A 21268-nucleotide genomic window follows, 5' to 3' on the forward strand; every position below is an offset into this window, starting at 1 on the left:
CTCAGGGTTGTAAGTCTTGGGGTCTGATACGGGGGTCCTGGGGCCGGAGACCTGCGCGCGGCAGGTCTCCGGACTCCCGTCAGACCTCTTCGACGCTGCTCGGCTCGCGCCGGGACAGGTCGATGCCGAGCTCCTCCGCTGCGCGGAAGACATCCTCGTCGGTGTCACGCATCTCGATGGACATACCGTCACTGGACAGCACCTCCACGTTCAGGCAGAGCGACTGCATCTCCTTGATGAGCACCTTGAAGGACTCGGGGATGCCGGGCTCGGGGATGTTCTCGCCCTTGACGATGGCCTCGTAGACCTTCACGCGGCCGGTGACGTCGTCGGACTTGATGGTCAGCAGTTCCTGGAGGGCGTAGGCGGCGCCGTATGCCTCCAGCGCCCACACCTCCATCTCGCCGAAGCGCTGACCACCGAACTGCGCCTTACCACCCAGCGGCTGCTGGGTGATCATCGAGTACGGACCGGTCGAACGGGCGTGCAGCTTGTCGTCGACCAGGTGGTGCAGCTTCAGGATGTACATGTAGCCGATCGAGATCGGCTCCGGGAACGGCTCGCCGGAGCGGCCGTCGAACAGGTTGGCCTTTCCGGAGGCCTGGACCAGGCGGTCGCCGTCGCGGTTCGGGATCGTGGCCTCGAAGAGACCGGAGATCTCGTCCTCGCGGGCGCCGTCGAAGACCGGGGTCGCGACGTTGGTGCCCGGGGCGACCTGGTCGGCGCCGATGGCCTGCAGGCGGCGCGCCCACTCGTCGCTGAGCCCGGAGACGTCCCAGCCGCGGCTGGCGAGCCAGCCGAGGTGGATCTCCAGGACCTGCCCCGGGTTCATTCGGGACGGGACACCCAGCGGGTTGAGGATGATGTCGACCGGAGTCCCGTCCTCGAGGAACGGCATGTCCTCGATGGGCAGGATCTTGGAGATGACACCCTTGTTGCCGTGACGGCCGGCCAGCTTGTCACCGTCGGTGATCTTGCGCTTCTGCGCAACATACACCCGGACCAACTGGTTGACGCCGGGCGGCAGTTCGTCGCCCTCCTCGCGGTCGAAGACGCGGACGCCGATGACCTTGCCGATCTCGCCGTGCGGCACCTTCAGCGAGGTGTCGCGCACCTCGCGCGCCTTCTCACCGAAGATCGCGCGGAGCAGGCGCTCCTCGGGGGTCAGCTCGGTCTCACCCTTGGGCGTGACCTTGCCGACGAGGATGTCACCGGCGACGACCTCGGCACCGATCCGGATGATGCCGCGCTCGTCGAGGTCGGCGAGGACCTCCTCGGAGACGTTCGGGATGTCCCGGGTGATCTCCTCGGGGCCGAGCTTGGTGTCACGGGCGTCGACCTCGTGCTCCTCGATGTGGATCGAGGAGAGGACGTCGTCCTGTACGAGGCGCTGCGACAGGATGATCGCGTCCTCGTAGTTGTGACCCTCCCAGGGCATGAACGCCACGAGCAGGTTCTTGCCGAGCGCCATCTCGCCGAACTCGGTCGCCGGACCGTCGGCCAGCACCTGGTTGGCGACGACGCGGGCGCCCTCGTCCACGACAACCTTCTGGTTGACGGAGGTGCCCTGGTTGGAGCGGGAGAACTTGGCGAGGCGGTACGTGGTGTACGTGCCGTCGTCGTTGGCGGTGGTGATGTAGTCCGCGGAGACCTCCTGGACCACACCGTCCTTCTCCGACTTCAGGACGTCACCGGCGTCGACCGCGCAGCGGTACTCCATGCCGGTGCCGACCAGCGGCGCCTCGGACTTGATGAGGGGCACGGCCTGACGCATCATGTTCGCGCCCATGAGGGCACGGTTGGCGTCGTCGTGCTCCAGGAACGGGATCATCGCGGTCGCGACCGACACCATCTGGCGCGGGGAGACGTCCATGTAGTCGACGTCGTCACCGGGGACGTAGTCGACCTCGCCGCCGCGGATGCGGACCAGGACGCGGGACTCCTCGAAGCGGAACTCGTCCGTCAGCGGCGCGTTGGCCTGCGCGATGACGAATCGGTCCTCTTCGTCGGCCGTCAGGTAGTCGACCTCGTCGGTGACGACACCGTCGGTGACCCGGCGGTACGGCGTCTCGACGAAACCGAACGCGTTGACGCGGCCGTAGGAGGCGAGCGAGCCGATCAGGCCGATGTTCGGGCCTTCCGGGGTCTCGATCGGGCACATGCGGCCGTAGTGCGAGGGGTGCACGTCACGGACCTCGAAGCCGGCCCGCTCACGGGAGAGACCACCCGGGCCAAGGGCCGACAGGCGGCGCTTGTGGGTGAGACCCGACAGCGGGTTGTTCTGGTCCATGAACTGCGACAGCTGGCTGGTGCCGAAGAACTCCTTGATGGAGGCGACGACCGGCCGGATGTTGATCAGGGTCTGCGGCGTGATCGCCTCGACGTCCTGGGTCGTCATCCGCTCGCGGACGACTCGCTCCATACGCGCCAGACCCGTACGGACCTGGTTCTGGATGAGCTCGCCGACGTTGCGCAGACGACGGTTGCCGAAGTGGTCGATGTCGTCGGTCTCGACGACGATCGTGGTGCCGTTGTCACCGACGGTCTCGGTCTCGCCGGCGTGCAGCTTCACCAGGTACTTGATCGACGAGATGATGTCCTCGACGGTCAGCACACCGGCGTCCAGCGGGGCTTCGCCGCCCAGCTTCTTGTTGACCTTGTAGCGGCCGACCTTGGCGAGGTCGTAGCGCTTCGGGTTGAAGTAGAGGTTCTCCAGAAGCGTCTGCGCGGCCTCGCGGGTCGGGGGCTCGCCCGGACGCAGCTTGCGGTAGATGTCGAGGAGCGCGTCGTCCTGGCCCTGGGTGTGGTCCTTCTCCAGGGTGGCGCGCATGGACTCGTACTCGCCGAACTCCTCGAGGATCTGCTCGGTCGTCCAACCGAGAGCCTTGAGCAGGACGGTGACGGACTGCTTGCGCTTGCGGTCGATGCGGACACCGACCATGTCGCGCTTGTCGATCTCCATCTCCAGCCAGGCACCCCGGGAGGGGATCACCTTGGCGGAGAAGATGTCCTTGTCGGACGTCTTGTCGATCGAGGAGTCGAAGTAGACGCCCGGCGAACGGACCAGCTGCGACACGACGACACGCTCGGTGCCGTTGATGACGAAGGTGCCCTTGTTGGTCATGAGCGGGAAGTCGCCCATGAAGACCGTCTGGGACTTGATCTCGCCGGTCTCGTTGTTGGTGAACTCAGCGGTCACGAAGAGCGGGGCGGCGTACGTGAAGTCGCGCTCCTTGCACTCGTCGATGCTGTTCTTGGGAGGTTCGAAACGGTGGTCGCGGAAGGTCAGCGACATCGACCCGGAGAAGTCCTCGATCGGGGAGATCTCCTCGAAGATCTCCTCCAGACCGGACTTGGTGGGGACGTCCTGACCCGACTCCAGAGCCGCCTCGACCCGACTCTGCCAGGCGGTGTTGCCGAGCAGCCAGTCGAAGCTCTCGGTCTGCAACGCGAGCAGGTTGGGAACCTCGAGGGGCTCCTTGATCTTTGCAAAGGAGATGCGCAGCGGGGCGGTGCTGGCGCCGTTGTTCATATTCGCGGTCGAGGCAGTGCGCGAGGCGGCCAAGAGGGGGTCCTTCCGAGGGCTCGGACTCACTACGCGCGTACCGGCCCCCCACTCGCGCACAGAGACAGGAGTCCCAGGTCAGGGACGATCCGATCGTCGGTGCTAGAGCGAGGGCATGCCCCTGGTGACGGGCAGGGAGCAGCTAACAGGCAGCGCAAAGGGTCAGTGTAGCCACTTGGCGCACTGATGTCCAGCCCCGCTTTTTTGAGACCCTCGTCGTGCTCAACACCCTCGGCAAGCTCACGTCCTCAACGCGTTGATACTGCCCTCTTCGCCGCCGATCCATGCCTCGGATTCGGATCGTTGTGACGACGCGTCCTGAGAATTGCGCGCTACGTGCGGTTCGTCAAGGCCTCCATGGCCCACCCCACATGCCACCAGGGTGCTCGGAGGCACGAAGAAGATCACCATACTCCGCGAACCCCTGGCCGCAAGGCTGCCGCTCACCCGACCCAGGAACGCCGAAGAGCGACCACCCAGATGGATGATCGCTCTTCGGTGCTTAGGCGTTACAAGGTCCTTGAGACCTCGTCCACGACCTCGCGGGTGTTACTTGACCTCGACGGAGGCGCCGGCGGCCTTGAGGGACTCGGCGGCCTTCTCGGCGGCGTCCTTGGCGACCTTCTCGAGGACGGGCTTCGGAGCGCCGTCCACGAGGTCCTTGGCCTCCTTGAGGCCCAGGGAGGTCAGCTCACGCACGACCTTGATGACCTGGATCTTCTTCTCGCCGGCGCCGGTGAGGATGACGTCGAACTCGTCCTGCTCCTCAGCGGCCTCGACCGGGGCGCCGGGGGCGGCGGGACCGGCAACGGCGACCGCGGCGGCGGCGGTGACGTCGAACTTCTCCTCGAACGCCTTCACGAACTCGGAAAGCTGGATGAGGGTCATGGTCTCGAACTCGGCGAGCAGTTCGTCCTGGGTGAGAGCCACGATGGCTTCCTTCCACTAATTTCGGCTGGTGCCGGTGTGTACATGTCTGGCGGGCGTACGTTCGGCCCGCTACGACCGTTGCCGTGCGGCGCGGAGCCTCAGGCGGCGGTCATGCTGCGAGCCGAATTACTCGGCACCGCCCTGCTCTTCTTGCTTGGCGCGAAGGGCGTCCACCGTGCGGACGAGCTTCGACGGGAGCGCCTGGAAGAGCTGCGCAGCCTGAGTCTGCTTGCCCTTGAAGGCACCCGCCAGCTTGGAGAGCAGAACCTCGCGGGACTCGAGGTCCGCGAGCTTCTTGATCTCGTCGGCGGACAGCGCCTTGCCGTCAAGGACACCGCCCTTGATGACGAGGTTCGGGTTGTCCTTGGCGAAGTCACGAAGACCCTTCGCCGACTCCACCGGGTCACCGGTGATGAAGGCGACCGCCGTCGGACCGTTGAACAGGTCGTCGAGCGTAGAGATCCCGGCCTCGTTGGCCGCAATCTTGGTCAGCGTGTTCTTCACCACGGCGTACTGGGCGTTCTCACCGAGCGAACGACGCAGCGTCTTGAGCTGCGCCACGGTGAGACCCCGGTACTCGGTCAGCACGGCGGCGTTCGAGTCGCGGAACTGGTCCGCGAGCTCGGCTACCGCGGCAGCCTTGTCGGGCCTTGCCATAGAGCGTCGGCCTCCTTCCGGGTGATGAGGACCGCTCAGAAGGGGCTGGGACAGAGAAAACGCCCCGGCGCAGGCGCACGGGGCGTAGCTCGACCGAAAACAACGTCTCCGGGAGCACATCCAGTTCACCTGCGCGGGTCGTCCACTGTTCAGCGGATCCTTCGGTCACCACACCCTTTGACAGGCACGGCAACGACCAGCGGTCTTTGGCTTCTCCGGAAGAGTACGGGACCCACACACGCCCAAGCAAATCCGCCCGTACGGCTCAGCCCCGGGCGTCCTTCATCAGCTGGGCGAAGTCGGCGGAGTCATTCGCCGGCGGGACGGCGGCCTCGGCGGCCGGGTTCTTGTCGGCCCCGGCCGCGCCGGTCCCGTTGGCGGTCAGGTTGCTCCCCAGGCCGCCCAGCTCCTTGGCCGCCGCGAGCGCCATGTCCCGCGAGGAGTCCGCGGCGAGCTTCGAGCAGCCGACCGCTCTCCCGGCGAGGAGCAGGGCGGCGAGCCCGGCACCGGCGAGTTGGGCGGTCTGGTGAATCCCCTTGGCCCCAGGGCGAGTTGGGCGGCTCAGGAGCTGGTGCCGGAGCCGGTCGCCGTGTCGGCGCTGCCCGGGGTCACCCCCTGCTTCTTCAGCAGCGTCATGAAGTCCTCGGTGTCGCTCGCCGGGGGCACCGTGGCCTCGACCTTCACGCCGTAGTCGCTGTAGTAGGCGGTCTGGCTGTACTCGCCCGACGACATCTCGCCCTTCTCGACCTTCTTGACCAGCAGGTCCTGGGCGTTGATCCAGATGTCGACCCGCTCCGTGGAGACGCCGGCCGAGGTGAGCTGCTTCTTCAGGCCGGCGAGCTGGCTGGCGGTGAGGTTGGAGTTCTTGGTGGCGAGGTCGGCCACGTTCACCGTGCCCGAGTAGTGCGTGGTCTGCTGGCCGCGGACCGACTCCGTGCCGACCTTCTTGACGTCCCCGGAGGCGAGCAGGAGCTTCACCGACTGGTTCGGCGTGGAGTTCTGCATCTGGTCCTTGAGGTACGCGCCGGAGCTGCCGCCGAGCTTGGCGAGGTCGTCGTACACGTACTTGATCCAGTGCTTGCCGCCGGCCTGCGCGGCGAACTTCTCGCCCATCTTGGCGTAGTAGGCGTCGGGCAGATAGCGGGCCTCCATCGAGGTGCTGCCCGCCGCGCGCATCGCGTCGGCCATGCTGCCGCCGGTGTAGTTCATCGTGAGGGTGCCGCTGATGCCGTCGCTCCAGCCGAGGTTGCCCTTGGCGTCCATGGACATCAGGGTGCCCAGGACCGTGGAGGACTCGACCTTGGCGGAGTCGGCCTTGTCGGTGGACTGCTCGGCGCTGCGCAGGGCCGCTATGGGGCTCACCCGGGTCGTGCCCTTGCCGACCGTCTTGTCGTCCTTGCCCGAGCCCCCGGAGGAGCCCGTGGAACTGCAGGCGGCCACCGAGACCAGCGCGGTCCCCACCGCGATCGACAGACCCACCCTGCGCACGGTCGTGCTCTTCATCCGTCCCCCACCCCTATGCGATTGCTGTGCCTGCCTCAAACGCTAGCGCAGGGCACTGACACCCCGTACGAAAGAGGACGAGCCCCGCACCTCGAAGGTTGCGGGGCTCGTCCAATTCTGACGCGTACGCGACGCGGCTACCGGGGTGAGCGCGGGGCTCAGACGGCGGCCGGGTCCTCCTCGACGAGGAGGTTGCGGGTGCGGTTCGGGTCGACCGGAATGCCGGGGCCGATCGTGGTGCTGATCGCGGCCTTCTTGATGTAACGACCCTTGGCGGCGGACGGCTTCAGACGGAGGATCTCCTCCAGGGCCGCGCCGTAGTTCTCCACCAGCTGGGTGTCGTCGAAGGACGACTTGCCGATGATGAAGTGCAGGTTCGAGTGCTTGTCGACGCGGAACTCGATCTTGCCGCCCTTGATCTCGTTGACGGCCTTGGCGACGTCCGGGGTCACGGTGCCGGTCTTGGGGTTCGGCATGAGACCACGGGGACCGAGCACGCGGCCGAGGCGGCCGACCTTGCCCATGAGGTCCGGGGTGGCGACGACGGCGTCGAAGTCCAGCCGGCCCTTCGCCACCTCGTCGATGAGTTCGTCGGAGCCGACGATGTCGGCGCCCGCGGCGGTCGCGGCCTCGGCACGGTCACCGGTCGCGAAGACCAGGACCCGGGCGGTCTTACCGGTGCCGTGCGGGAGGTTCACGGTGCCACGGACCATCTGGTCGGCCTTGCGCGGGTCGACACCCAGACGGAAGGCGACCTCGACGGTGCCGTCGAACTTGGAGGTGGAGGTCTCCTTGGCGAGACGGACGGCCTCGAGCGGGGCGTAGAGCTTGTCCCGGTCGATCTTCTCGTCCGCAGCGCGGAGAGACTTGCTGCGCTTGCTCACTACTGCTCCTGATGTGTTCTGAGGAGTCGTGGTACGGACCGAGCAGGTCCCACCACAATCACTTCTGCGGGATGAAGGTCAGCCCTCGACCGTGATGCCCATGGAACGGGCGGTGCCGGCGATGATCTTCGACGCGGCGTCCAGGTCGTTGGCGTTCAGGTCGGGAAGCTTGGTCGTGGCGATCTCGCGGACCTGCGCCTGGGTGATCTTGGCGACCTTGGTCTTGTGCGGCTCGCCCGAGCCCTTCTCGACACCCGCGGCCTTGAGGATCATCTTCGCGGCCGGCGGAGTCTTGGTGACGAAGGTGAAGGAGCGGTCCTCGTAGACCGTGATCTCCACCGGGATCACCCAGCCGCGCTGCGACTCGGTCGCCGCGTTGTAGGCCTTGCAGAACTCCATGATGTTGACGCCGTGCTGACCGAGCGCGGGGCCGACCGGCGGAGCCGGGTTCGCCGCACCGGCGTTGATCTGGAGCTTGATAAGCCCCGTGACCTTCTTCTTCTTGGGAGGCATTGCTCTCTCCGGGTCCTAGTGAGAGTTTTCGGCCCCCGTCCGGTCAATCCGGATGGAGGCATACCGCACAACGATAACGGGTATCCATGCGCGGCCAAAAACCGAGCAGGTCAGAGAGGCTTTTGACAGCCCGTCTGACCTGCTCGGAAGACGTACGTCCAGGGAGAACTAGTTCTTCTGGATCTGGTCGAAGGAGAGCTCGACCGGCGTCTCGCGGCCGAAGATCTCGACGAGACCCTTGACCTTCTTCGAGTCGGCGTTGATCTCGTTGATGGTCGCCTGCAGCGTGGCGAACGGGCCGTCGGTGACGGTGACCGAGTCGCCGACCTCGAAGTCCAGCACCTGGACCTCGACCTTGCGCTGCGGAACCGGCTTGCCCTCGGCCTCGGCGGCCTCACGCGCGGCCTTCTCCTCGGCCTCCGGGGCGAGCATCTTGACGATCTCGTCCAGGGTCAGCGGGTACGGGTCGTAGGCGTTGCCCACGAAGCCGGTGACGCCGGGGGTGTTGCGGACGACACCCCAGGACTCGTTCGTCAGGTCCATGCGGACCAGGACGTAGCCCGGGAGCTTGTTCTGCTTGATGGTCTTGCGGTCGCCGTTCTTGATCTGGACGACCTCTTCCTGCGGCACCTCGGCCTGGAAGATGTAGTCCTCGACGTTCAGCGAGACGGCGCGCTGCTCCAGGTTGGTCTTCACGCGGTTCTCGTAGCCGGCGTACGTGTGGATGACGTACCACTCGCCGGGGAGGGTGCGGAGTTCCTCGCGCAGGGCGACCACCGGGTCGACGGGCTCGGCCGGCTCGGCCTCTTCCTCGTCGTCCTCGGCCGCGGTCTCGTCGTCGAGGTCCTCGGTCGCTTCCTCGTCCTCGTCCTCGACGTGCAGGGCGGCTTCCTCGGCGGGCTCGCCCGCGTCGGCGTCCGCAGCCTCGACCTCGTCCAGGTCGTCGTCCGCGCCCTCGACGATGTCGAGTTCGTCTTCCACGGACTCGTCCGGCTCGACGGCCTCGTTCAGCTTCGGGTCAGACACGGTGGCTGCTTCTTCCTGGATACATGGGGGTGGAACACGCGAAAGGGGCGCCGGTCAGGGCGCCCTTCGCTTCCGGCCTCAGCCGAAGACGTACTTCGCGGCGTGATTCAGTCCGTAGTCAATCACGGTCACCAGACCGATCATGATGACGACGAAGACGATCACGACGGTCGTGTACGTCGTCAGCTGGTTGCGCGTCGGCCAGACGACCTTGCGGAGCTCCGCGACGATCTGGCGATAGAAGATGCCGAGTCGCTTCAGCGGGCCCTTCTTGGCGCGCTTACCGCCCTTGCGGGCCTTCTTCTTGGACTCCGACACCTCGTCCTGGGCATCAGGCATGTCGATGGAGCCCACGGCGTCCGCCATTCATCCTCACCTGTTCCCGGGTCGTGGCCGTGCCGCGCCCGGTCTGAGCCGCACGGCGGTGCATTGCTGTACGTACATGCGCTGCGCACACATCCTGGTGAAGGTGTGTGTAGCAGGGCCGGAGGGACTTGAACCCCCAACCGCCGGTTTTGGAGACCGGTGCTCTACCAATTGAGCTACGACCCTTTGTGACATCCCCAACGTACCGCATCCACCCGGGTGCTCGGTGTGCACCAAGTAGGGCGCGGCTGCTGAAGGCCAACGAGGTAGGAGTGTACGTGCTCCTGAGGCGGTCGTCGAACAGAAAGTGCCTGTACGGGGATTGCCGACGGAAGATCGCCCAGGCCGGGGCGGGAATCCGGACGGTTGTTCAGTGGCCGCCCGATCATGTTCAGTCCGTGAAACCGGTGTGCCGGGCGGGTTTCGGGTCTGAAACGATGGGCCCATGAGCGCCTCAACCCCTCCCACCGAGCGCCGGGTCTCCGCCCGAGTCGGCGCGATCTCCGAGTCCGCCACCCTCGCCGTGGACGCCAAGGCCAAGGCCCTCAAGGCCGCCGGGCGTCCGGTGATCGGCTTCGGCGCGGGTGAACCGGACTTCCCGACTCCGGACTACGTCGTCCAGGCCGCCGTCGAGGCCTGCTCGAACCCCAAGTACCACCGCTACACCCCGGCCGGCGGTCTGCCGGAGCTGAAGGCCGCGATCGCCGCGAAGACGCTGCGCGACTCGGGCTACGAGGTGGACGCCTCGCAGATCCTGGTCACCAACGGCGGCAAGCAGGCCATCTACGAGGCCTTCGCCGCGATCCTCGACCCGGGCGACGAGGTCATCGTCCCGGCGCCGTACTGGACGACGTACCCGGAGTCGATCCGCCTCGCGGGCGGTGTCCCCGTGGATGTCGTCGCCGACGAGACGACCGGATACCGCGTCACCGTCGAGCAGTTGGAGGCGGCCCGCACCGAGCACACCAAGGTCGTCCTCTTCGTCTCGCCCTCGAACCCGACCGGCGCCGTCTACAGCGAGGCCGAGGCCGAGGCGATCGGCCGCTGGGCCGTCGAGCACGGCCTGTGGGTCATGACGGACGAGATCTACGAGCACCTGGTCTACGGGGACGCGAAGTTCACCTCGCTGCCCGCGATCCTCCCGGAGCTGCGCGACAAGTGCATCGTGGTCAACGGTGTCGCCAAGACGTACGCCATGACCGGCTGGCGGGTGGGCTGGATCGTCGGCCCGAAGGACGTCGTCAAGGCCGCGACCAACCTCCAGTCGCACGCCACGTCGAACGTCTCGAACGTCGCCCAGGTCGCCGCGCTGGCCGCCGTCTCCGGTGACCTGAAGGCCGTGGCGGAGATGCGCGAGGCCTTCGACCGCCGCCGCAGGACCATCGTGCGGATGCTGAACGAGATCGACGGCGTGCTCTGCCCGGAGCCCGAGGGCGCGTTCTACGCCTACCCGTCCGTCAAGGCCCTGCTCGGCAAGGAGATCCGGGGCAAGCGCCCCCAGGACTCGGTCGAGCTGGCCGCGCTGATCCTGGAGGAGGCCGAGGTCGCGGTCGTCCCGGGCGAGGCCTTCGGGACCCCCGGCTATCTGCGGCTGTCGTACGCCCTGGGTGACGAGGATCTCGTCGAGGGCGTCAGCCGCATCCAGAAGCTGCTCTCCGAGGCCACGGACTGAGTTTTCGTAGCTCCACGCGCGCGTGCGGGCCGTTTCCCTCCGGGGAGGCGGCCCGCTGCTGTGTGCGAGCAAGACCACGATCGGGGAAAGCGGTACCGGGACGACGGGAACGTACGGCAGGATTCCCGGATGGAGCGTGTACGTGATGTCTCTGAACTGCCGAAAGCCCATCTGCACCTGCACTTCACCGGGTCGATGCGGCCGACCACCGTGCTGGAGCTGGCCGACAAGTACGGCGTACGACTGCCGGACGCCCTGACCGAGGCGCTGACCAGCGGGGAGCCGCCGAAGCTGCGGGCCACGGACGAGCGGGGCTGGTTCCGTTTCCAGCGGCTGTACGACGCCGCGCGGTCGTGCCTGCGGGAACCCGAGGACATCCAGCGGCTGGTGCGCGAGGCCGCCGAGGAGGACGTCAGGGACGGCTCGGGCTGGCTGGAGATCCAGGTGGACCCGACGTCGTACGCGCCGCGCCTGGGCGGGCTGATCCCGGCGCTGGAGGTCATCCTGGACGCGGTGGAGACGACCTCCCGCGAGACCGGGCTCGGGATGCGGGTGCTGGTCGCCGCGAACCGGATGAAGCACCCGCTGGACGCGCGCACGCTGGCCCGGCTGGCGGTGCGGTACGCGGACCATGGTGTGGTCGGTTTCGGCCTCTCGAACGACGAACGCCGGGGTATGGCACGGGACTTCGACCGGGCCTTCGCGATCGCCCAGGAGGGCGGCCTGCTGTCGGCGCCGCACGGCGGCGAACTGGCGGGCCCGGCCTCGGTGCGCGACTGCCTGGACGATCTGCACGCGACCCGGATCGGCCACGGCGTGCGCGCGGCGGAGGACCCGCGGCTGCTGAAGCGCCTCGCCGACCGGGGCATCACCTGTGAGGTGTGCCCCGCCTCGAACGTGGCGCTGGGCGTCTACGAGAAGCACGAGGACGTGCCCCTGCGGACCCTCTTCGAGGCCGGCGTACCCCTGGCACTCGGCGCCGACGACCCGCTCCTGTTCGGCTCCCGGCTGGCGGCCCAGTACGAGATCGCCCGCCGCCACCACGCCTTCTCGGACCGCGAACTGGCCGAACTGGCCCGGCAGTCGGTACGGGGTTCGGCGGCCCCGGAGGACATGAAGACCAAACTCCTGTCGGGCATCGACGACTGGCTCAGCGCCCCGGTCGCTTGAAGTGGGCGTAGGGCGGATACGGCTTGAAACAGATCAGGACCTCGGGAGGGTGCCCGCCGCCGCGCGTGGGCTCCAGCTCGTACTGCAGACCGGCCATGAACGCCGACTGTCCCTTGACGACCCGCTCGTGCCGCGGTCCCCAGCCGGCCGCGTAGGCGAAGGCGGTGGCCGCGTAGGAGAACGCCTCACGGCCGCCGATGAGGAAGTACGTCCGCGCGTGCGTGGTGTGCCGCAACAGACCGCGGTCGTACGGCCGCTCCAGCCACGCGCGCGCGTGGCGCTCGGTCCGGGCCTCGTCCGTACGGACGGTGAGCGGTGTGCCGCGCCCCAGCCGCCGCCTCAGTTCGGGCCACTTGGAGGGCCGCAGCCCCGCCTCCGGGTGCGCCAGCACCAGATCGACGAGCTCCCCGCACCCCTCGTCGGGCGGCACGCAGTCCCGCAGCGGAACGTGCACGACGGTGTGCCGCGAGCAGGCGGCGAACGAGAACAGTCCCGCGAGCCGGCTCAGCCCGTCGTGGTCCCCCATGAGCATCCCGATCGGCGCCGGCTCGCGCAGTGAGGTGTGGCGCAGCGGTTGCCCGGGCTGGACGACACGGTGTTCGTGCGGGCCGGTCCTGGGCCTGAACTGGCGGAGTCTCAGCTCCATTCGGGGTGCCTCATACGGCAAGGATCACGGCCCGGAGGGGTCCTCGGCAACGGAGATTCCGCCCAGCAGCGTCCTGGCGATGCGTGGCGCGAACTCGTCCACGGGCGGGCGTACGCCGGTCTGCGTCGCCTCGTAGGCGAACACGCGCTGTGCGCAGGCGCCGAGGAGGAGGGACGCGGCGGCGAAGGTGTCGACGTCACGGCGGACGCGGCCGGCGGCCTGTTCGGCGCGGAAATAGGCGTCCAGGCCCTCGATCGGCTTGTGGGGGCCGGAGCCGAGCTGTCGCAGCGCGTCGTCGTGACGTCGCTTGAGCTGGGTCTCGGCGTACAGGGAGGCCGCGATCGGGAAGCTCTGCTCGTAGAAGAGCGCCGCCTGGCGGGCGATCTCGGTGAGGTTGTCCTCCAGGGAGTGCTGTCCGGGCTCGGCGGCGAGGCTCTGCAGCAGCGGGGTCAACTGGGGCAGCCGTTCCGCGAGGACGCGGATGAACAGCTCCTCCTTGCTGGCGAAGTACTTGTAGAGCGCGGCCTCGGAGCAGCCGGCGGCCTTCGCGATCTCCTTGGTGGTCGCCCGAGCCAGCCCGACGGTGAGCATCAGCTCGTGGGCGGCGTCGAGAATGCGGACCCGCGCGGGCTTCGAGGATTCCATGACCGGTCCGTTCGGGCTTGACGAGTGGGTGAGTACTTACTCACTCTAGAGGGAGGTAGAGGTGAGTAAACGCTCACCCACCCCGTGAGGCTGAGGAGCAGGCCATGAAGCTCACCGTTTTCGGTGCCACGGGAGGCATCGGTCAGGAGATCGTCCGCCAGGCGCTGGCCTCGGGTCACCAGGTCACGGCGGTCGTACGCGACCCGGCCGGGCTGACCGTGCGAGGCAAGGGTCTGGAGGTGTTCCGCGCGGACCTCACCGACCCGGAGGCGCTGCGCCCCGCGGTCGCGGGCCGGGACGCGGTCCTCTCCGGGCTCGGCGCCCGCAGCCGCAAGGACGCCGGGGTCGCGACCCGGCTCACCCGTACGGTTCTGGCCGCCATGGAGGCGGAGGGGACGCGCCGGCTGCTGGTGGTGAGCGCCGGTCCGGTCGGCCCCGAACCGGCGGGCGCGGGTCTCCTCGACCGCACCGCGCTCGGGCTGATCTCGGCGCTCCTGAAGGACGTGTACGCCGATCTGCGGGAGATGGAGGCGGAGTTGGCCCGCAGCGCGACCGACTGGACCTCGATCCGGCCACCACGCCTGCAGAACAAGCCGGTGACCGGCACGTACCGCACGGTCGTGGGCGGCTTCCCGGACAAGGGCCGGTTCATCGCCCGCGCGGACGTGGCCCACGCGATGCTGGCGATGACCGACGACCCGGGGACGGTGAAGCAGGGGGTGGGGATCGCCTACTAGTCGTCGGGGCTCAGCCGTCGAGGCTGACGCCGACCGTCACCGGCTCGTTGACGAGGGTGATCCCGAAGGTGTCGTGGACGCCTGCGACGACCTCGCGGGCCAGGGCGAGCAGGTCGGCGGTGGTCGCCTCACCGCGGTTGGTGAGGGCGAGGGTGTGCTTGGTGGAGATGCGGGCGGGACCGCTGCCGTAGCCCTTGGTGAAGCCCGCCTTGTCGATCAGCCAGGCGGCGGAGGTCTTGGTGTGTCCCTCCCCCGCCGGGTAGGCGGGCGGCTCCGCGCCCTCCCCGAGGTGCTCCCGCACGCGCGCGTGGAACGCGGTGAACTGCTCCTCGGTGAGGATCGGGTTGGTGAAGAAGGAACCGGCCGACCAGGTGTCGTGGTCCTCGGGGTCCAGGACCATGCCCTTGCCGGCGCGCAGCGCGAGGACGGTCTCGCGGGCCCGCGCGAGCGGCACCCGGTCGCCGGGCTCGACGCCGAGGACACGGGCCGTCTCGGCGTACTTGACCGGCGCCGACAGCCCGTCCGCGTCCTCCAGCCGGAAGCGGACGCGCAGCACCACGTAGCGCTCGGGCTCGGCCTTGAAGCGGCTGTGGCGGTAAGAGAACGCGCACTCCTCATTGGTGAGGGTGACCGACTCCCGGGTGGTGCGGTCGTAGGCGACGACCTCGGTGATGGTGGCGGAGACCTCCTGGCCGTACGCCCCCACGTTCTGGATCGGGGTCGCGCCCGCCGAGCCGGGGATCCCGGCGAGGCACTCGATCCCGGCGAGCCCGGCCTCCACGGTGCGGGCGACGGCGTCGGTCCACACCTCGCCGGCCGCCAGCTCCAGCCGTGTGCCGTCGAGCACGAAGCCGCGCGTGGCGATGCGCAGGGCGGTGCCCTCGAACCCCTTGTCCCCGATGACGAGGTTGGACCCGCCCCCGATGACGAGCAACGGCGTCCCGGTGTCGTCGGCCGCGCGGACGGCGTCGATCACCTCGGCGTCGGTGCCGGCGGTGATCAGACGGGTCGCGGGACCGCCCAGCCGGAAGGTGGTCAGCGGGGCGAGGGGAGCGTCGTGGAGTTCCTGCACGGGGCCAAGAGTACGAGACGGGACCGACAACGCCGGGCGCGGTGGGGTGGCGCGCACGCGCGTGTGGGGCCCCACCAGAGTTGGTGGGGCCCCACACGCGCGTGCCGGTTGTTCGTTCTCAGCGGCCGGCCGACTCCATGACCGACTCGGACTCGGCGCTGTCGGCCGACTCGGCCACCTTCACGAGCTCCGCCGCGCGGCGCCTCGTCGGGATCAGCAGGGTCGCGATCCCGGCGAGGGCGACCACGCCCGAGCCGGTGACCAGCGCGGGCTTCAGTCCGTCGACGAAGCTCTGGCCGGTCTCGTAGCCGCCCTGCGCCGAGAAGATCGACGCCATGATCGCGATACCGAGGGCGCCGCCCACCTCCCGGAGCGCGTTGTTGGCGCCGGAGGCGATGCCCTGTTCCGAGGGGCGGACGCTGGACATGACCAGGTTGGCGGCCGGTGCGAAGTACAGGGCCATGCCGATCCCGCTGAGGATCAGACCGGGCAGCTGGGCGGCGTAGGAGACGTCGGTGGTGACGACGTACGCCATGTAGCCGAGCCCTGCGGCCTGGAGGAAGAGGCCGGCGGCGACGACCGGGCGGCCGCCGATGCGGTCGGACAGGATGCCGGCGACGGGTGCGACCAGCATCGGCATACCGGTCCAGGGCAGCATCCGCAGGCCCGCCTCGGTGGGCGAGTAGCCGAGGACGCCCTGCATGTACTGGCTGAGCAGGAAGATCGACCCGAACATCCCGAGGAACATCAGCAGGCTCGCCGCGTTGATCCCGGAGAAGGCGCGGGAGCGGAACAGCCGCATCGGGAGCATGGGGTTCTTGGCGTTGACGCTGTAGAGGACGAAGCCGACCATCAGCGCGCCGCCCGCGAACAGTCCGGTGAGGACGAACGGGCTCGCCCACCCGTCGGCGGGGCCGCGGACCAGGCCGTAGACGATCCCGAAGAGGCCGCCGCTGACGAGGAGGGTGCCGGGGAAGTCGAGCGGGGCGCCGGTGCCGTGGGACTCGGAGAGGCGGAGGCGGGCGAGCGGGATCAGGGCCAGGCCGAGCGGGACGTTCAGCCAGAAGATCCAGTGCCAGGAGACGTGCTCGGTGAGGCTCCCGCCGATGAGCGGTCCGGAGGCGACGGCGAGTCCGTTGACGGCGCCCCAGATGCCGTAGGCCATACCGCGTTTGGCGGCGGGTACGGCCGCGGTGAGCAGGGTCAGTGTCAGCGGCATCATGATCGCCGCGCCGACGCCCTGGACCGCTCGGGCCGCGATCAGGGAGTTGATGCCGGTCGCCATGGCCGCGGCGGCGGAGGCGCCGGTGAATATGGTGATGCCGACGAGGAAGAGCCGCCGCCGGCCGAACCGGTCGCCGAGGGCCGCGCCGAACATCAGCAGGACGGCGAAGGTGAGCGTGTAGGCGCTCACGGTCCATTCCAGGTCGCCCAGCGCGCCCCCGAGGTCCTTGCGGATGGAGGGCAGGGCGGTGGTGACGACGAGGTTGTCGAGGGCCGCCATGAAGCCGGCGACGCTGGTGATGACGAGGGCCCAGACCATGCCCCCGCGCGGTGCGGTCTTTTCTGACATCGCTCCCCCAGTGGGTGATCACTACTGGTGATTAGTTATTGATGACTAACTTTGATGGTCATGAAAAGGCGCAGAAATCCGCCTCTCGCCCGCCGCTACGACTTCTCCAGCCGACCGGTGACACGGGCCTCCGGGTACATCCCCTCCCAGACCCTGTGCTCGGGCGGGAAACCCATGGCCGCAAGGGTGTTGATCAGCATTCCGTGTGCCATGAAGGTCGCGGTGTCGTTCACGTCCGCCCCCATGGCCAGATGCACGATGTCCCAGAGCCTCAGCCAGCCCTTGCGTACGGCCTCGCCGAACTCGTGGTCGCCCTCCGCCTCGGCGGCGGCCACCGTGATGTAGGTCTGCATCTGCATCTGGAGCTTCTCGGGATACTCCGTGATGAGCCGCACGTAGGCGTCGGCCATGGCGTGCACGGCCTCCTCGCCCTCCAGCCCCTTGGACGACTCCTCCATGACCTGGCACACGTCCTCGACACACCTGAGCGCGGCCGCCGCGAACATCGCCTTCTTGCCCGGGAAGAGCCGGAAGAGATACGGCTGCGAGACACCGACCCGCTTGGCGATCGCCTCCGTGGAGGTGCCGTAGTACCCCCGCTTCGCGAACTCGGCGATCGCCGCGCGGACGACGCTCTCGCGCCTCTCCTCTGCGCTCATCCTGACCATGCGAGAAAGTTAGTACTCAATCACTAACTTGGTCAAGGGGTGGGTCCGGCGGAGTTCCGGGCAGCGGCCGGGATACTGCTCCCGTGCTGCTGACCTGGATCGCGGAGCTCGCGGACGAACCCCTCATATTGAACCCGGCCGACCGGAGTGCGGAGGTGGACGCCAACACCTGGCGCCTGGGCCCGGAGCCGGACGACGGGCGCGCCCCCTCCGTCGCCGCCGTGGTGACCGCCTTCGAGCGCACCGCCGAAGCCCTCCGGTCCCGGATCCGCGAACTGGGCTTCCCGGGAGTCGCGACGTTCTACGTGTGGCACGACACACAGTCGGGCCACCTCCGTTGCTCGACGGCGTCACTGCCGGTGACCGAATTGCCGTTCGGCGGGAGCTACCGGCCCTCGTACGACCTCGCGCCCATCGTCGAGGCCTTCCTCGCCACGGACATGCCCGAGCCGGATGGCGTGCCATTTCCCGTATGGGTCCGGGAAGTCGGAGGCGGAGCTCACTGACCGACGGCGGGTGCAGGGGCCGCCGGTCTGCGGGTAAGGGGCGCCCACAATGGCGGACGCCCCTTACCTCAGCTCAAGTTCACGCCAGTCGTACGACGGCTCGTGACATGCCGAGCACCTTCTGGCCGGCGCTGGTCGCCACGAGGTCCACGCGGACCGTGTTGTCGTCGAGCTTGGCCGCGACCTTGGCGCTGACCTCTACGGTCGCGCCCTGGTCGTCGTTCGGGACGACGACGGGCTTGGTGAAGCGGACGCCGTACTCGACGACCGCGCCCGGGTCGCCGGCCCAGTCGGTGACCACGCGGATCGCCTCGGCCATGGTGAACATGCCGTGCGCGATGACGTCCGGGAGCCCGACCTCCTTGGCGAACTTCTCGTTCCAGTGGATCGGGTTGAAGTCCCCGGAGGCGCCCGCGTACTGGACGAGAGCGGCGCGGGTCACGGGGAAGGTCTGGGCCGGCAGCTCGGTGCCGATCTCGATGTCGTCGTACGCGATCTTCGCCGTCATGTCAGCTCTCCTCCGCCGCGCGGGCCACGAGCTTGGTCCAGGCGGTCACGACGTGTTCGCCCGCCTCGTCGTGGACCTCTCCGCGGACGTCCAGGATGTCGTTGCCCGCCATCGACTTGATCGTCTCGATCGTGGAGGTGACCGTGAGACGGTCGCCGGCGCGCACGGGGCGGACGTAGACGAACTTCTGGTCGCCGTGCACCACGCGGCTGTAGTCGAGGCCGAGTTGCGGGTCCTGGACGACCTGTCCCGCGGCCTTGAAGGTGATGGAGAAGACGAAGGTGGGCGGGGCGATCACATCGGAGTGTCCGAGCGCCTTGGCGGCCTCCGGGTCCGTGTATGCCGGGTTGGCGTCCCCCACCGCCTCCGCGAACTCACGGATCTTCTCCCGGCCCACCTCGTAGGGGTCGGTGGGCGGGTAGGTCCGCCCCACGAAGGACTGGTCGAGCGCCATGCCTCGGCACCTCCTGATGTGTCTGCTCTGCTGAATAACGACACGAGGCCGCCCCCAACGTGCGGGGACGGCCTCGTGTACGAGCCTGTATTTATCGCGTTTCGCGGTGCGCGGTGTGCGCATTGCAACGCGGGCAGTGCTTCTTCATCTCCAGTCGGTCCGGGTTGTTACGCCGGTTCTTCTTGGTGATGTAGTTCCGCTCCTTGCACTCCACGCAGGCCAGCGTGATCTTCGGGCGGACGTCGGTGGCAGCCACAGGAGTGCTCCTTGACGAACGGATGGGACTATGAACGCATAACAGAGTAGCCGATCGAAGGACCGACCCCGCAATCGGCTACTGTCAGTAGCGGTGACCGGACTTGAACCGGTGACACAGCGATTATGAGCCGCTTGCTCTACCGACTGAGCTACACCGCTGTGATGGGATCGGTTCCCACCTTGCGGCAGGAACCTCTCACACCAGAGCCCCAATGCGGAATCGAACCGCAGACCTTCTCCTTACCATGGAGACGCTCTACCGACTGAGCTATTGGGGCGAGCGATGAAGACATTACACGCTCCGCCGCCGTTCACCCAAATCCGTTTCGTGGCACCGCTCCAGCCCCTTCCGCGGCCCTCCCGAAGGCCTCTCGGGCCCCTCCAGCACGGCGGACCACACCGGTACGACTATTGCGCTCCTCCGCCCCGCGAGCGGATCACCGCCCTAGGCTCGACTCACTCTGCGTGATCTTGCGCCCCTTTGCGCAGCCCCCCGCCTTGAGCCCCGAAGCCGAGCCCGCGAAGCCCTGAGCCCCTGGAGCGCGATGCCCGACAGCCAGCCCCAGCCGTCCCATTCGTCGTCGGGTCCGTCGGGTTCCTCCGGCTCGTCGGGACCGGTCGACCCGGCCGCGCTCCTGCTGAGCGGGGCCCGGCTGACCGACGGCAGGACCGTGGACGTACGGCTGGGCGGCGGGCGCATCGAGGCGGTCGGCACGGCGGGCAGCCTGGCGACGGAGGCCACGCGCGCGTGCGGCGCGCGCGTGGACCTCAGCGGCTACCTCCTCCTCCCGGCCCCGGCCGAGCCGCACGCGCACAGCGACACCGCGCTGTCGGCCGAGAACGGCGGACCCGTCTCCTACGACCCCCAGGACGTCCAGCGCCGGGCCACGGAGGCCGCGTTGCTGCAGCTCGGCCACGGGGCGACGGCGCAGCGTGCACACGTGCGCGTGGGGGACGTCCAGGGGCTGGGCGCGCTGGCGGCCGTACTGCAGGCACGGCGGGCCCTGCGCGGGCTGGCGGAGTTGACGGCGGTGGCGATGCCCCGGCTGCTGACCGGGGTGGCGGGGGCGGACGGGCTCGCGATGCTGCGGGACGCGCTGAAAATGGGTGCCTCCGTAGTGGGCGGTTGTCCAGATCTGGACCCCGATCCGACGGGTTATGTGGAGGCGCTCCTTGAGGTCGCGTCCGAGCACGGCTGTCCGGTCGACCTGCACACGGACGCCGCCGACCCGACCCGCCTGGCCCGGCTGGCGGCCGTCGCGGGCGGGATGCGGCCCGGGGTGACGCTCGGCCCGTGCGGCGGCCTGGGGCGGCTGCCCGCGGACACGGTCACCCGGATCGCGGACCAACTGGCCGCCGCGGGCGTGACGGTGGTGTGCCTGCCGCAGGGCGGCTGCGGCGGCGTCGACCGGCGGGGCACGGCTCCCGTACGACTGCTGCGCACGGCCGGCGTCCAGGTGGCCGCGGGCAGCGGCGCCCTGCGCGACGTGTCCAACCCGGTGGGCCGCGGTGACCCCTTGGAGGCGGCGTACCTGCTGGCCTCGCGGCACGGGATGCGGCCCGAGGACGCCTACGACACGGTGAGTTCGTCGGCACGGGCCGCGCTCGGTCTGCCCGAGGTGCGGGTCGAGGCGGGTTTTCCGGCCGAACTGCTCGCGGTGCGCGGCGACCGGCTCGCGGGCGCGCTCTCGCTGGCGTACAGCCGGATCGTGGTGCACCGGGGGCGCGTGGTTGCACGGACGAGCGCGGTGCGGGAGTACTGCAACACGGCGGCGGGCGCGGAGTTGGGGCTGCCGCGGCAGGGGCGGGGCGAGGTGTCGTGAGCCGGGTCTGAGGCGGGGCGCGGCGCCTGAGCTGCTCGACGTGAGCCGAGTCGCGGGCGGGCGAGGTGTCTGAGCTGCTCGACCTGACCCGA

At 68.7% G+C, this 21268-nt stretch carries 22 protein-coding genes and 3 tRNA genes; 5 read left to right on the forward strand and 20 right to left on the reverse strand.

Annotation, left to right across the window (positions count from 1 at the left end):
* Positions 1–79 precede the first annotated feature (79 nt).
* The 10 genes from rpoB to SSP08S_RS35050 form a co-directional block, all read right to left on the reverse strand.
* Positions 80–3565 carry a DNA-directed RNA polymerase subunit beta gene (rpoB, locus tag SSP08S_RS35005; RefSeq protein WP_026179099.1) on the reverse strand — a complete coding sequence of 1162 codons (3486 nt, stop codon included), beginning with the start codon at positions 3563–3565 and terminating at the stop codon, positions 80–82.
* A 549-nt stretch (positions 3566–4114) separates the two neighbouring features.
* The gene (rplL, locus tag SSP08S_RS35010; protein WP_086022033.1) at positions 4115–4498 is read right to left on the reverse strand and encodes a 50S ribosomal protein L7/L12; all 384 of its coding nucleotides are present in this window, start codon (positions 4496–4498) and stop codon (positions 4115–4117) included.
* A gap of 123 nt (positions 4499–4621) precedes the next feature.
* Entirely contained in the window at positions 4622–5152 is a 531-nt protein-coding gene (rplJ, locus tag SSP08S_RS35015) for a 50S ribosomal protein L10 (protein WP_019055481.1), read from the reverse strand.
* A gap of 265 nt (positions 5153–5417) precedes the next feature.
* Positions 5418–5582: a hypothetical protein gene (locus SSP08S_RS61980; protein WP_019072310.1), complete on the reverse strand. Its 165-nt coding sequence runs from the start codon at positions 5580–5582 to the stop codon at positions 5418–5420.
* 131 nt (positions 5583–5713) lie between these two features.
* A complete protein-coding gene (locus SSP08S_RS35025; protein ID WP_019072311.1) occupies positions 5714–6655 on the reverse strand; it encodes an SCO4651 family lipoprotein in 942 nt (313 codons plus the stop codon).
* A 158-nt stretch (positions 6656–6813) separates the two neighbouring features.
* A complete protein-coding gene (rplA, locus tag SSP08S_RS35030) occupies positions 6814–7539 on the reverse strand; it encodes a 50S ribosomal protein L1 (protein ID WP_019072312.1) in 726 nt (241 codons plus the stop codon).
* Between the two features lie 78 nt (positions 7540–7617).
* Positions 7618–8052, reverse strand: coding sequence for a 50S ribosomal protein L11 (rplK, locus tag SSP08S_RS35035; protein ID WP_019072313.1), 435 nt, complete (start codon positions 8050–8052; stop codon positions 7618–7620).
* Positions 8053–8220: 168 nt separating this feature from the next.
* Positions 8221–9078: a transcription termination/antitermination protein NusG gene (gene nusG / locus SSP08S_RS35040; protein WP_019072314.1), complete on the reverse strand. Its 858-nt coding sequence runs from the start codon at positions 9076–9078 to the stop codon at positions 8221–8223.
* Positions 9079–9156: 78 nt separating this feature from the next.
* On the reverse strand, positions 9157–9444 hold the full coding sequence (gene secE / locus SSP08S_RS35045; protein WP_019055477.1) for a preprotein translocase subunit SecE: 288 nt from the start codon (positions 9442–9444) through the stop codon (positions 9157–9159).
* A gap of 113 nt (positions 9445–9557) precedes the next feature.
* A tRNA-Trp gene (locus tag SSP08S_RS35050) sits at positions 9558–9630 on the reverse strand.
* A 259-nt stretch (positions 9631–9889) separates the two neighbouring features.
* Here SSP08S_RS35050 and SSP08S_RS35055 point away from each other — a divergent pair.
* Positions 9890–11116, forward strand: a complete 1227-nt coding sequence (locus SSP08S_RS35055) for a pyridoxal phosphate-dependent aminotransferase (RefSeq protein ID WP_019072315.1) — start codon at positions 9890–9892, stop codon at positions 11114–11116.
* A gap of 129 nt (positions 11117–11245) precedes the next feature.
* Positions 11246–12286, forward strand: coding sequence for an adenosine deaminase (locus SSP08S_RS35060; RefSeq protein WP_019072316.1), 1041 nt, complete (start codon positions 11246–11248; stop codon positions 12284–12286).
* Here SSP08S_RS35060 and SSP08S_RS35065 read toward each other — a convergent pair.
* A complete protein-coding gene (locus tag SSP08S_RS35065; RefSeq protein WP_019072317.1) occupies positions 12267–12932 on the reverse strand; it encodes a hypothetical protein in 666 nt (221 codons plus the stop codon). The two genes, SSP08S_RS35060 and SSP08S_RS35065, sit on opposite strands and share 20 nt — an antisense overlap.
* A gap of 24 nt (positions 12933–12956) precedes the next feature.
* Entirely contained in the window at positions 12957–13577 is a 621-nt protein-coding gene (locus tag SSP08S_RS35070; protein WP_019072318.1) for a TetR/AcrR family transcriptional regulator, read from the reverse strand.
* Positions 13578–13681: 104 nt separating this feature from the next.
* Between SSP08S_RS35070 and SSP08S_RS35075 the strand changes: the two genes are divergently transcribed.
* Positions 13682–14314: an NAD(P)-dependent oxidoreductase gene (locus tag SSP08S_RS35075; protein ID WP_019072319.1), complete on the forward strand. Its 633-nt coding sequence runs from the start codon at positions 13682–13684 to the stop codon at positions 14312–14314.
* Between the two features lie 10 nt (positions 14315–14324).
* Here the strand turns inward: SSP08S_RS35075 and SSP08S_RS35080 are convergent, their stop codons facing one another.
* The 3 genes from SSP08S_RS35080 to SSP08S_RS35090 all read right to left on the reverse strand — a co-directional run bounded on the left by SSP08S_RS35080 (position 14325) and on the right by SSP08S_RS35090 (position 17627).
* Positions 14325–15386 carry a UDP-N-acetylmuramate dehydrogenase gene (locus SSP08S_RS35080; RefSeq protein ID WP_019072320.1) on the reverse strand — a complete coding sequence of 354 codons (1062 nt, stop codon included), beginning with the start codon at positions 15384–15386 and terminating at the stop codon, positions 14325–14327.
* Positions 15387–15504: 118 nt separating this feature from the next.
* Positions 15505–16959 (reverse strand): DHA2 family efflux MFS transporter permease subunit, encoded by a 1455-nt coding sequence (locus tag SSP08S_RS35085; protein WP_026179100.1) that lies wholly within the window; start codon positions 16957–16959, stop codon positions 15505–15507.
* Between the two features lie 95 nt (positions 16960–17054).
* Positions 17055–17627: a TetR/AcrR family transcriptional regulator gene (locus tag SSP08S_RS35090; protein WP_019072322.1), complete on the reverse strand. Its 573-nt coding sequence runs from the start codon at positions 17625–17627 to the stop codon at positions 17055–17057.
* 83 nt (positions 17628–17710) lie between these two features.
* Here SSP08S_RS35090 and SSP08S_RS56455 point away from each other — a divergent pair, with 83 nt between their 5' ends.
* Positions 17711–18133, forward strand: a complete 423-nt coding sequence (locus tag SSP08S_RS56455) for a hypothetical protein (RefSeq protein ID WP_019072323.1) — start codon at positions 17711–17713, stop codon at positions 18131–18133.
* Positions 18134–18212: 79 nt separating this feature from the next.
* Here the strand turns inward: SSP08S_RS56455 and SSP08S_RS35100 are convergent, their stop codons facing one another.
* From SSP08S_RS35100 to SSP08S_RS35120, 5 genes are all read right to left on the reverse strand, one after another.
* Positions 18213–18641, reverse strand: coding sequence for a MaoC family dehydratase (locus SSP08S_RS35100; protein ID WP_019072324.1), 429 nt, complete (start codon positions 18639–18641; stop codon positions 18213–18215).
* 1 nt (position 18642) lies between these two features.
* Positions 18643–19095 carry a MaoC family dehydratase N-terminal domain-containing protein gene (locus tag SSP08S_RS35105; RefSeq protein WP_019072325.1) on the reverse strand — a complete coding sequence of 151 codons (453 nt, stop codon included), beginning with the start codon at positions 19093–19095 and terminating at the stop codon, positions 18643–18645.
* Between the two features lie 91 nt (positions 19096–19186).
* The gene (rpmG, locus tag SSP08S_RS35110) at positions 19187–19351 is read right to left on the reverse strand and encodes a 50S ribosomal protein L33 (protein WP_003948671.1); all 165 of its coding nucleotides are present in this window, start codon (positions 19349–19351) and stop codon (positions 19187–19189) included.
* 88 nt (positions 19352–19439) lie between these two features.
* Positions 19440–19512: transfer RNA gene (locus SSP08S_RS35115), tRNA-Met, on the reverse strand.
* Positions 19513–19558: 46 nt separating this feature from the next.
* Positions 19559–19631 (reverse strand) — tRNA-Thr (locus SSP08S_RS35120).
* A 267-nt stretch (positions 19632–19898) separates the two neighbouring features.
* On the opposite strand from SSP08S_RS35120, the gene SSP08S_RS35125 reads away from it, so the two are divergent.
* On the forward strand, positions 19899–21176 hold the full coding sequence (locus SSP08S_RS35125; protein WP_019072326.1) for an amidohydrolase family protein: 1278 nt from the start codon (positions 19899–19901) through the stop codon (positions 21174–21176).
* Positions 21177–21268 lie beyond the last annotated feature (92 nt).

Source organism: Streptomyces hokutonensis, assembly GCF_000376565.1.
Taxonomy (GTDB): domain Bacteria; phylum Actinomycetota; class Actinomycetes; order Streptomycetales; family Streptomycetaceae; genus Streptomyces; species Streptomyces hokutonensis.

Bases quoted from the DNA above. Each gene is read 5' to 3' on its own strand.
- rplJ (WP_019055481.1), bottom strand. From the start codon at position 5,152: ATGGCAAGGCCCGACAAGGCTGCCGCGGTAGCCGAGCTCGCGGACCAG.
- SSP08S_RS61980 (WP_019072310.1), bottom strand. From the start codon at position 5,582: ATGGCGCTCGCGGCGGCCAAGGAGCTGGGCGGCCTGGGGAGCAACCTG.
- SSP08S_RS35025 (WP_019072311.1), bottom strand. From the start codon at position 6,655: ATGAAGAGCACGACCGTGCGCAGGGTGGGTCTGTCGATCGCGGTGGGG.
- rplK (WP_019072313.1), bottom strand. From the start codon at position 8,052: ATGCCTCCCAAGAAGAAGAAGGTCACGGGGCTTATCAAGCTCCAGATC.
- secE (WP_019055477.1), bottom strand. From the start codon at position 9,444: ATGGCGGACGCCGTGGGCTCCATCGACATGCCTGATGCCCAGGACGAG.
- SSP08S_RS35055 (WP_019072315.1), top strand. From the start codon at position 9,890: ATGAGCGCCTCAACCCCTCCCACCGAGCGCCGGGTCTCCGCCCGAGTC.
- SSP08S_RS35060 (WP_019072316.1), top strand. From the start codon at position 11,246: ATGGAGCGTGTACGTGATGTCTCTGAACTGCCGAAAGCCCATCTGCAC.
- SSP08S_RS35065 (WP_019072317.1), bottom strand. From the start codon at position 12,932: ATGGAGCTGAGACTCCGCCAGTTCAGGCCCAGGACCGGCCCGCACGAA.
- SSP08S_RS35070 (WP_019072318.1), bottom strand. From the start codon at position 13,577: ATGGAATCCTCGAAGCCCGCGCGGGTCCGCATTCTCGACGCCGCCCAC.
- SSP08S_RS35075 (WP_019072319.1), top strand. From the start codon at position 13,682: ATGAAGCTCACCGTTTTCGGTGCCACGGGAGGCATCGGTCAGGAGATC.
- SSP08S_RS35085 (WP_026179100.1), bottom strand. From the start codon at position 16,959: ATGTCAGAAAAGACCGCACCGCGCGGGGGCATGGTCTGGGCCCTCGTC.
- SSP08S_RS35090 (WP_019072322.1), bottom strand. From the start codon at position 17,627: ATGGTCAGGATGAGCGCAGAGGAGAGGCGCGAGAGCGTCGTCCGCGCG.
- SSP08S_RS35100 (WP_019072324.1), bottom strand. From the start codon at position 18,641: ATGACGGCGAAGATCGCGTACGACGACATCGAGATCGGCACCGAGCTG.
- SSP08S_RS35105 (WP_019072325.1), bottom strand. From the start codon at position 19,095: ATGGCGCTCGACCAGTCCTTCGTGGGGCGGACCTACCCGCCCACCGAC.
- SSP08S_RS35125 (WP_019072326.1), top strand. From the start codon at position 19,899: ATGCCCGACAGCCAGCCCCAGCCGTCCCATTCGTCGTCGGGTCCGTCG.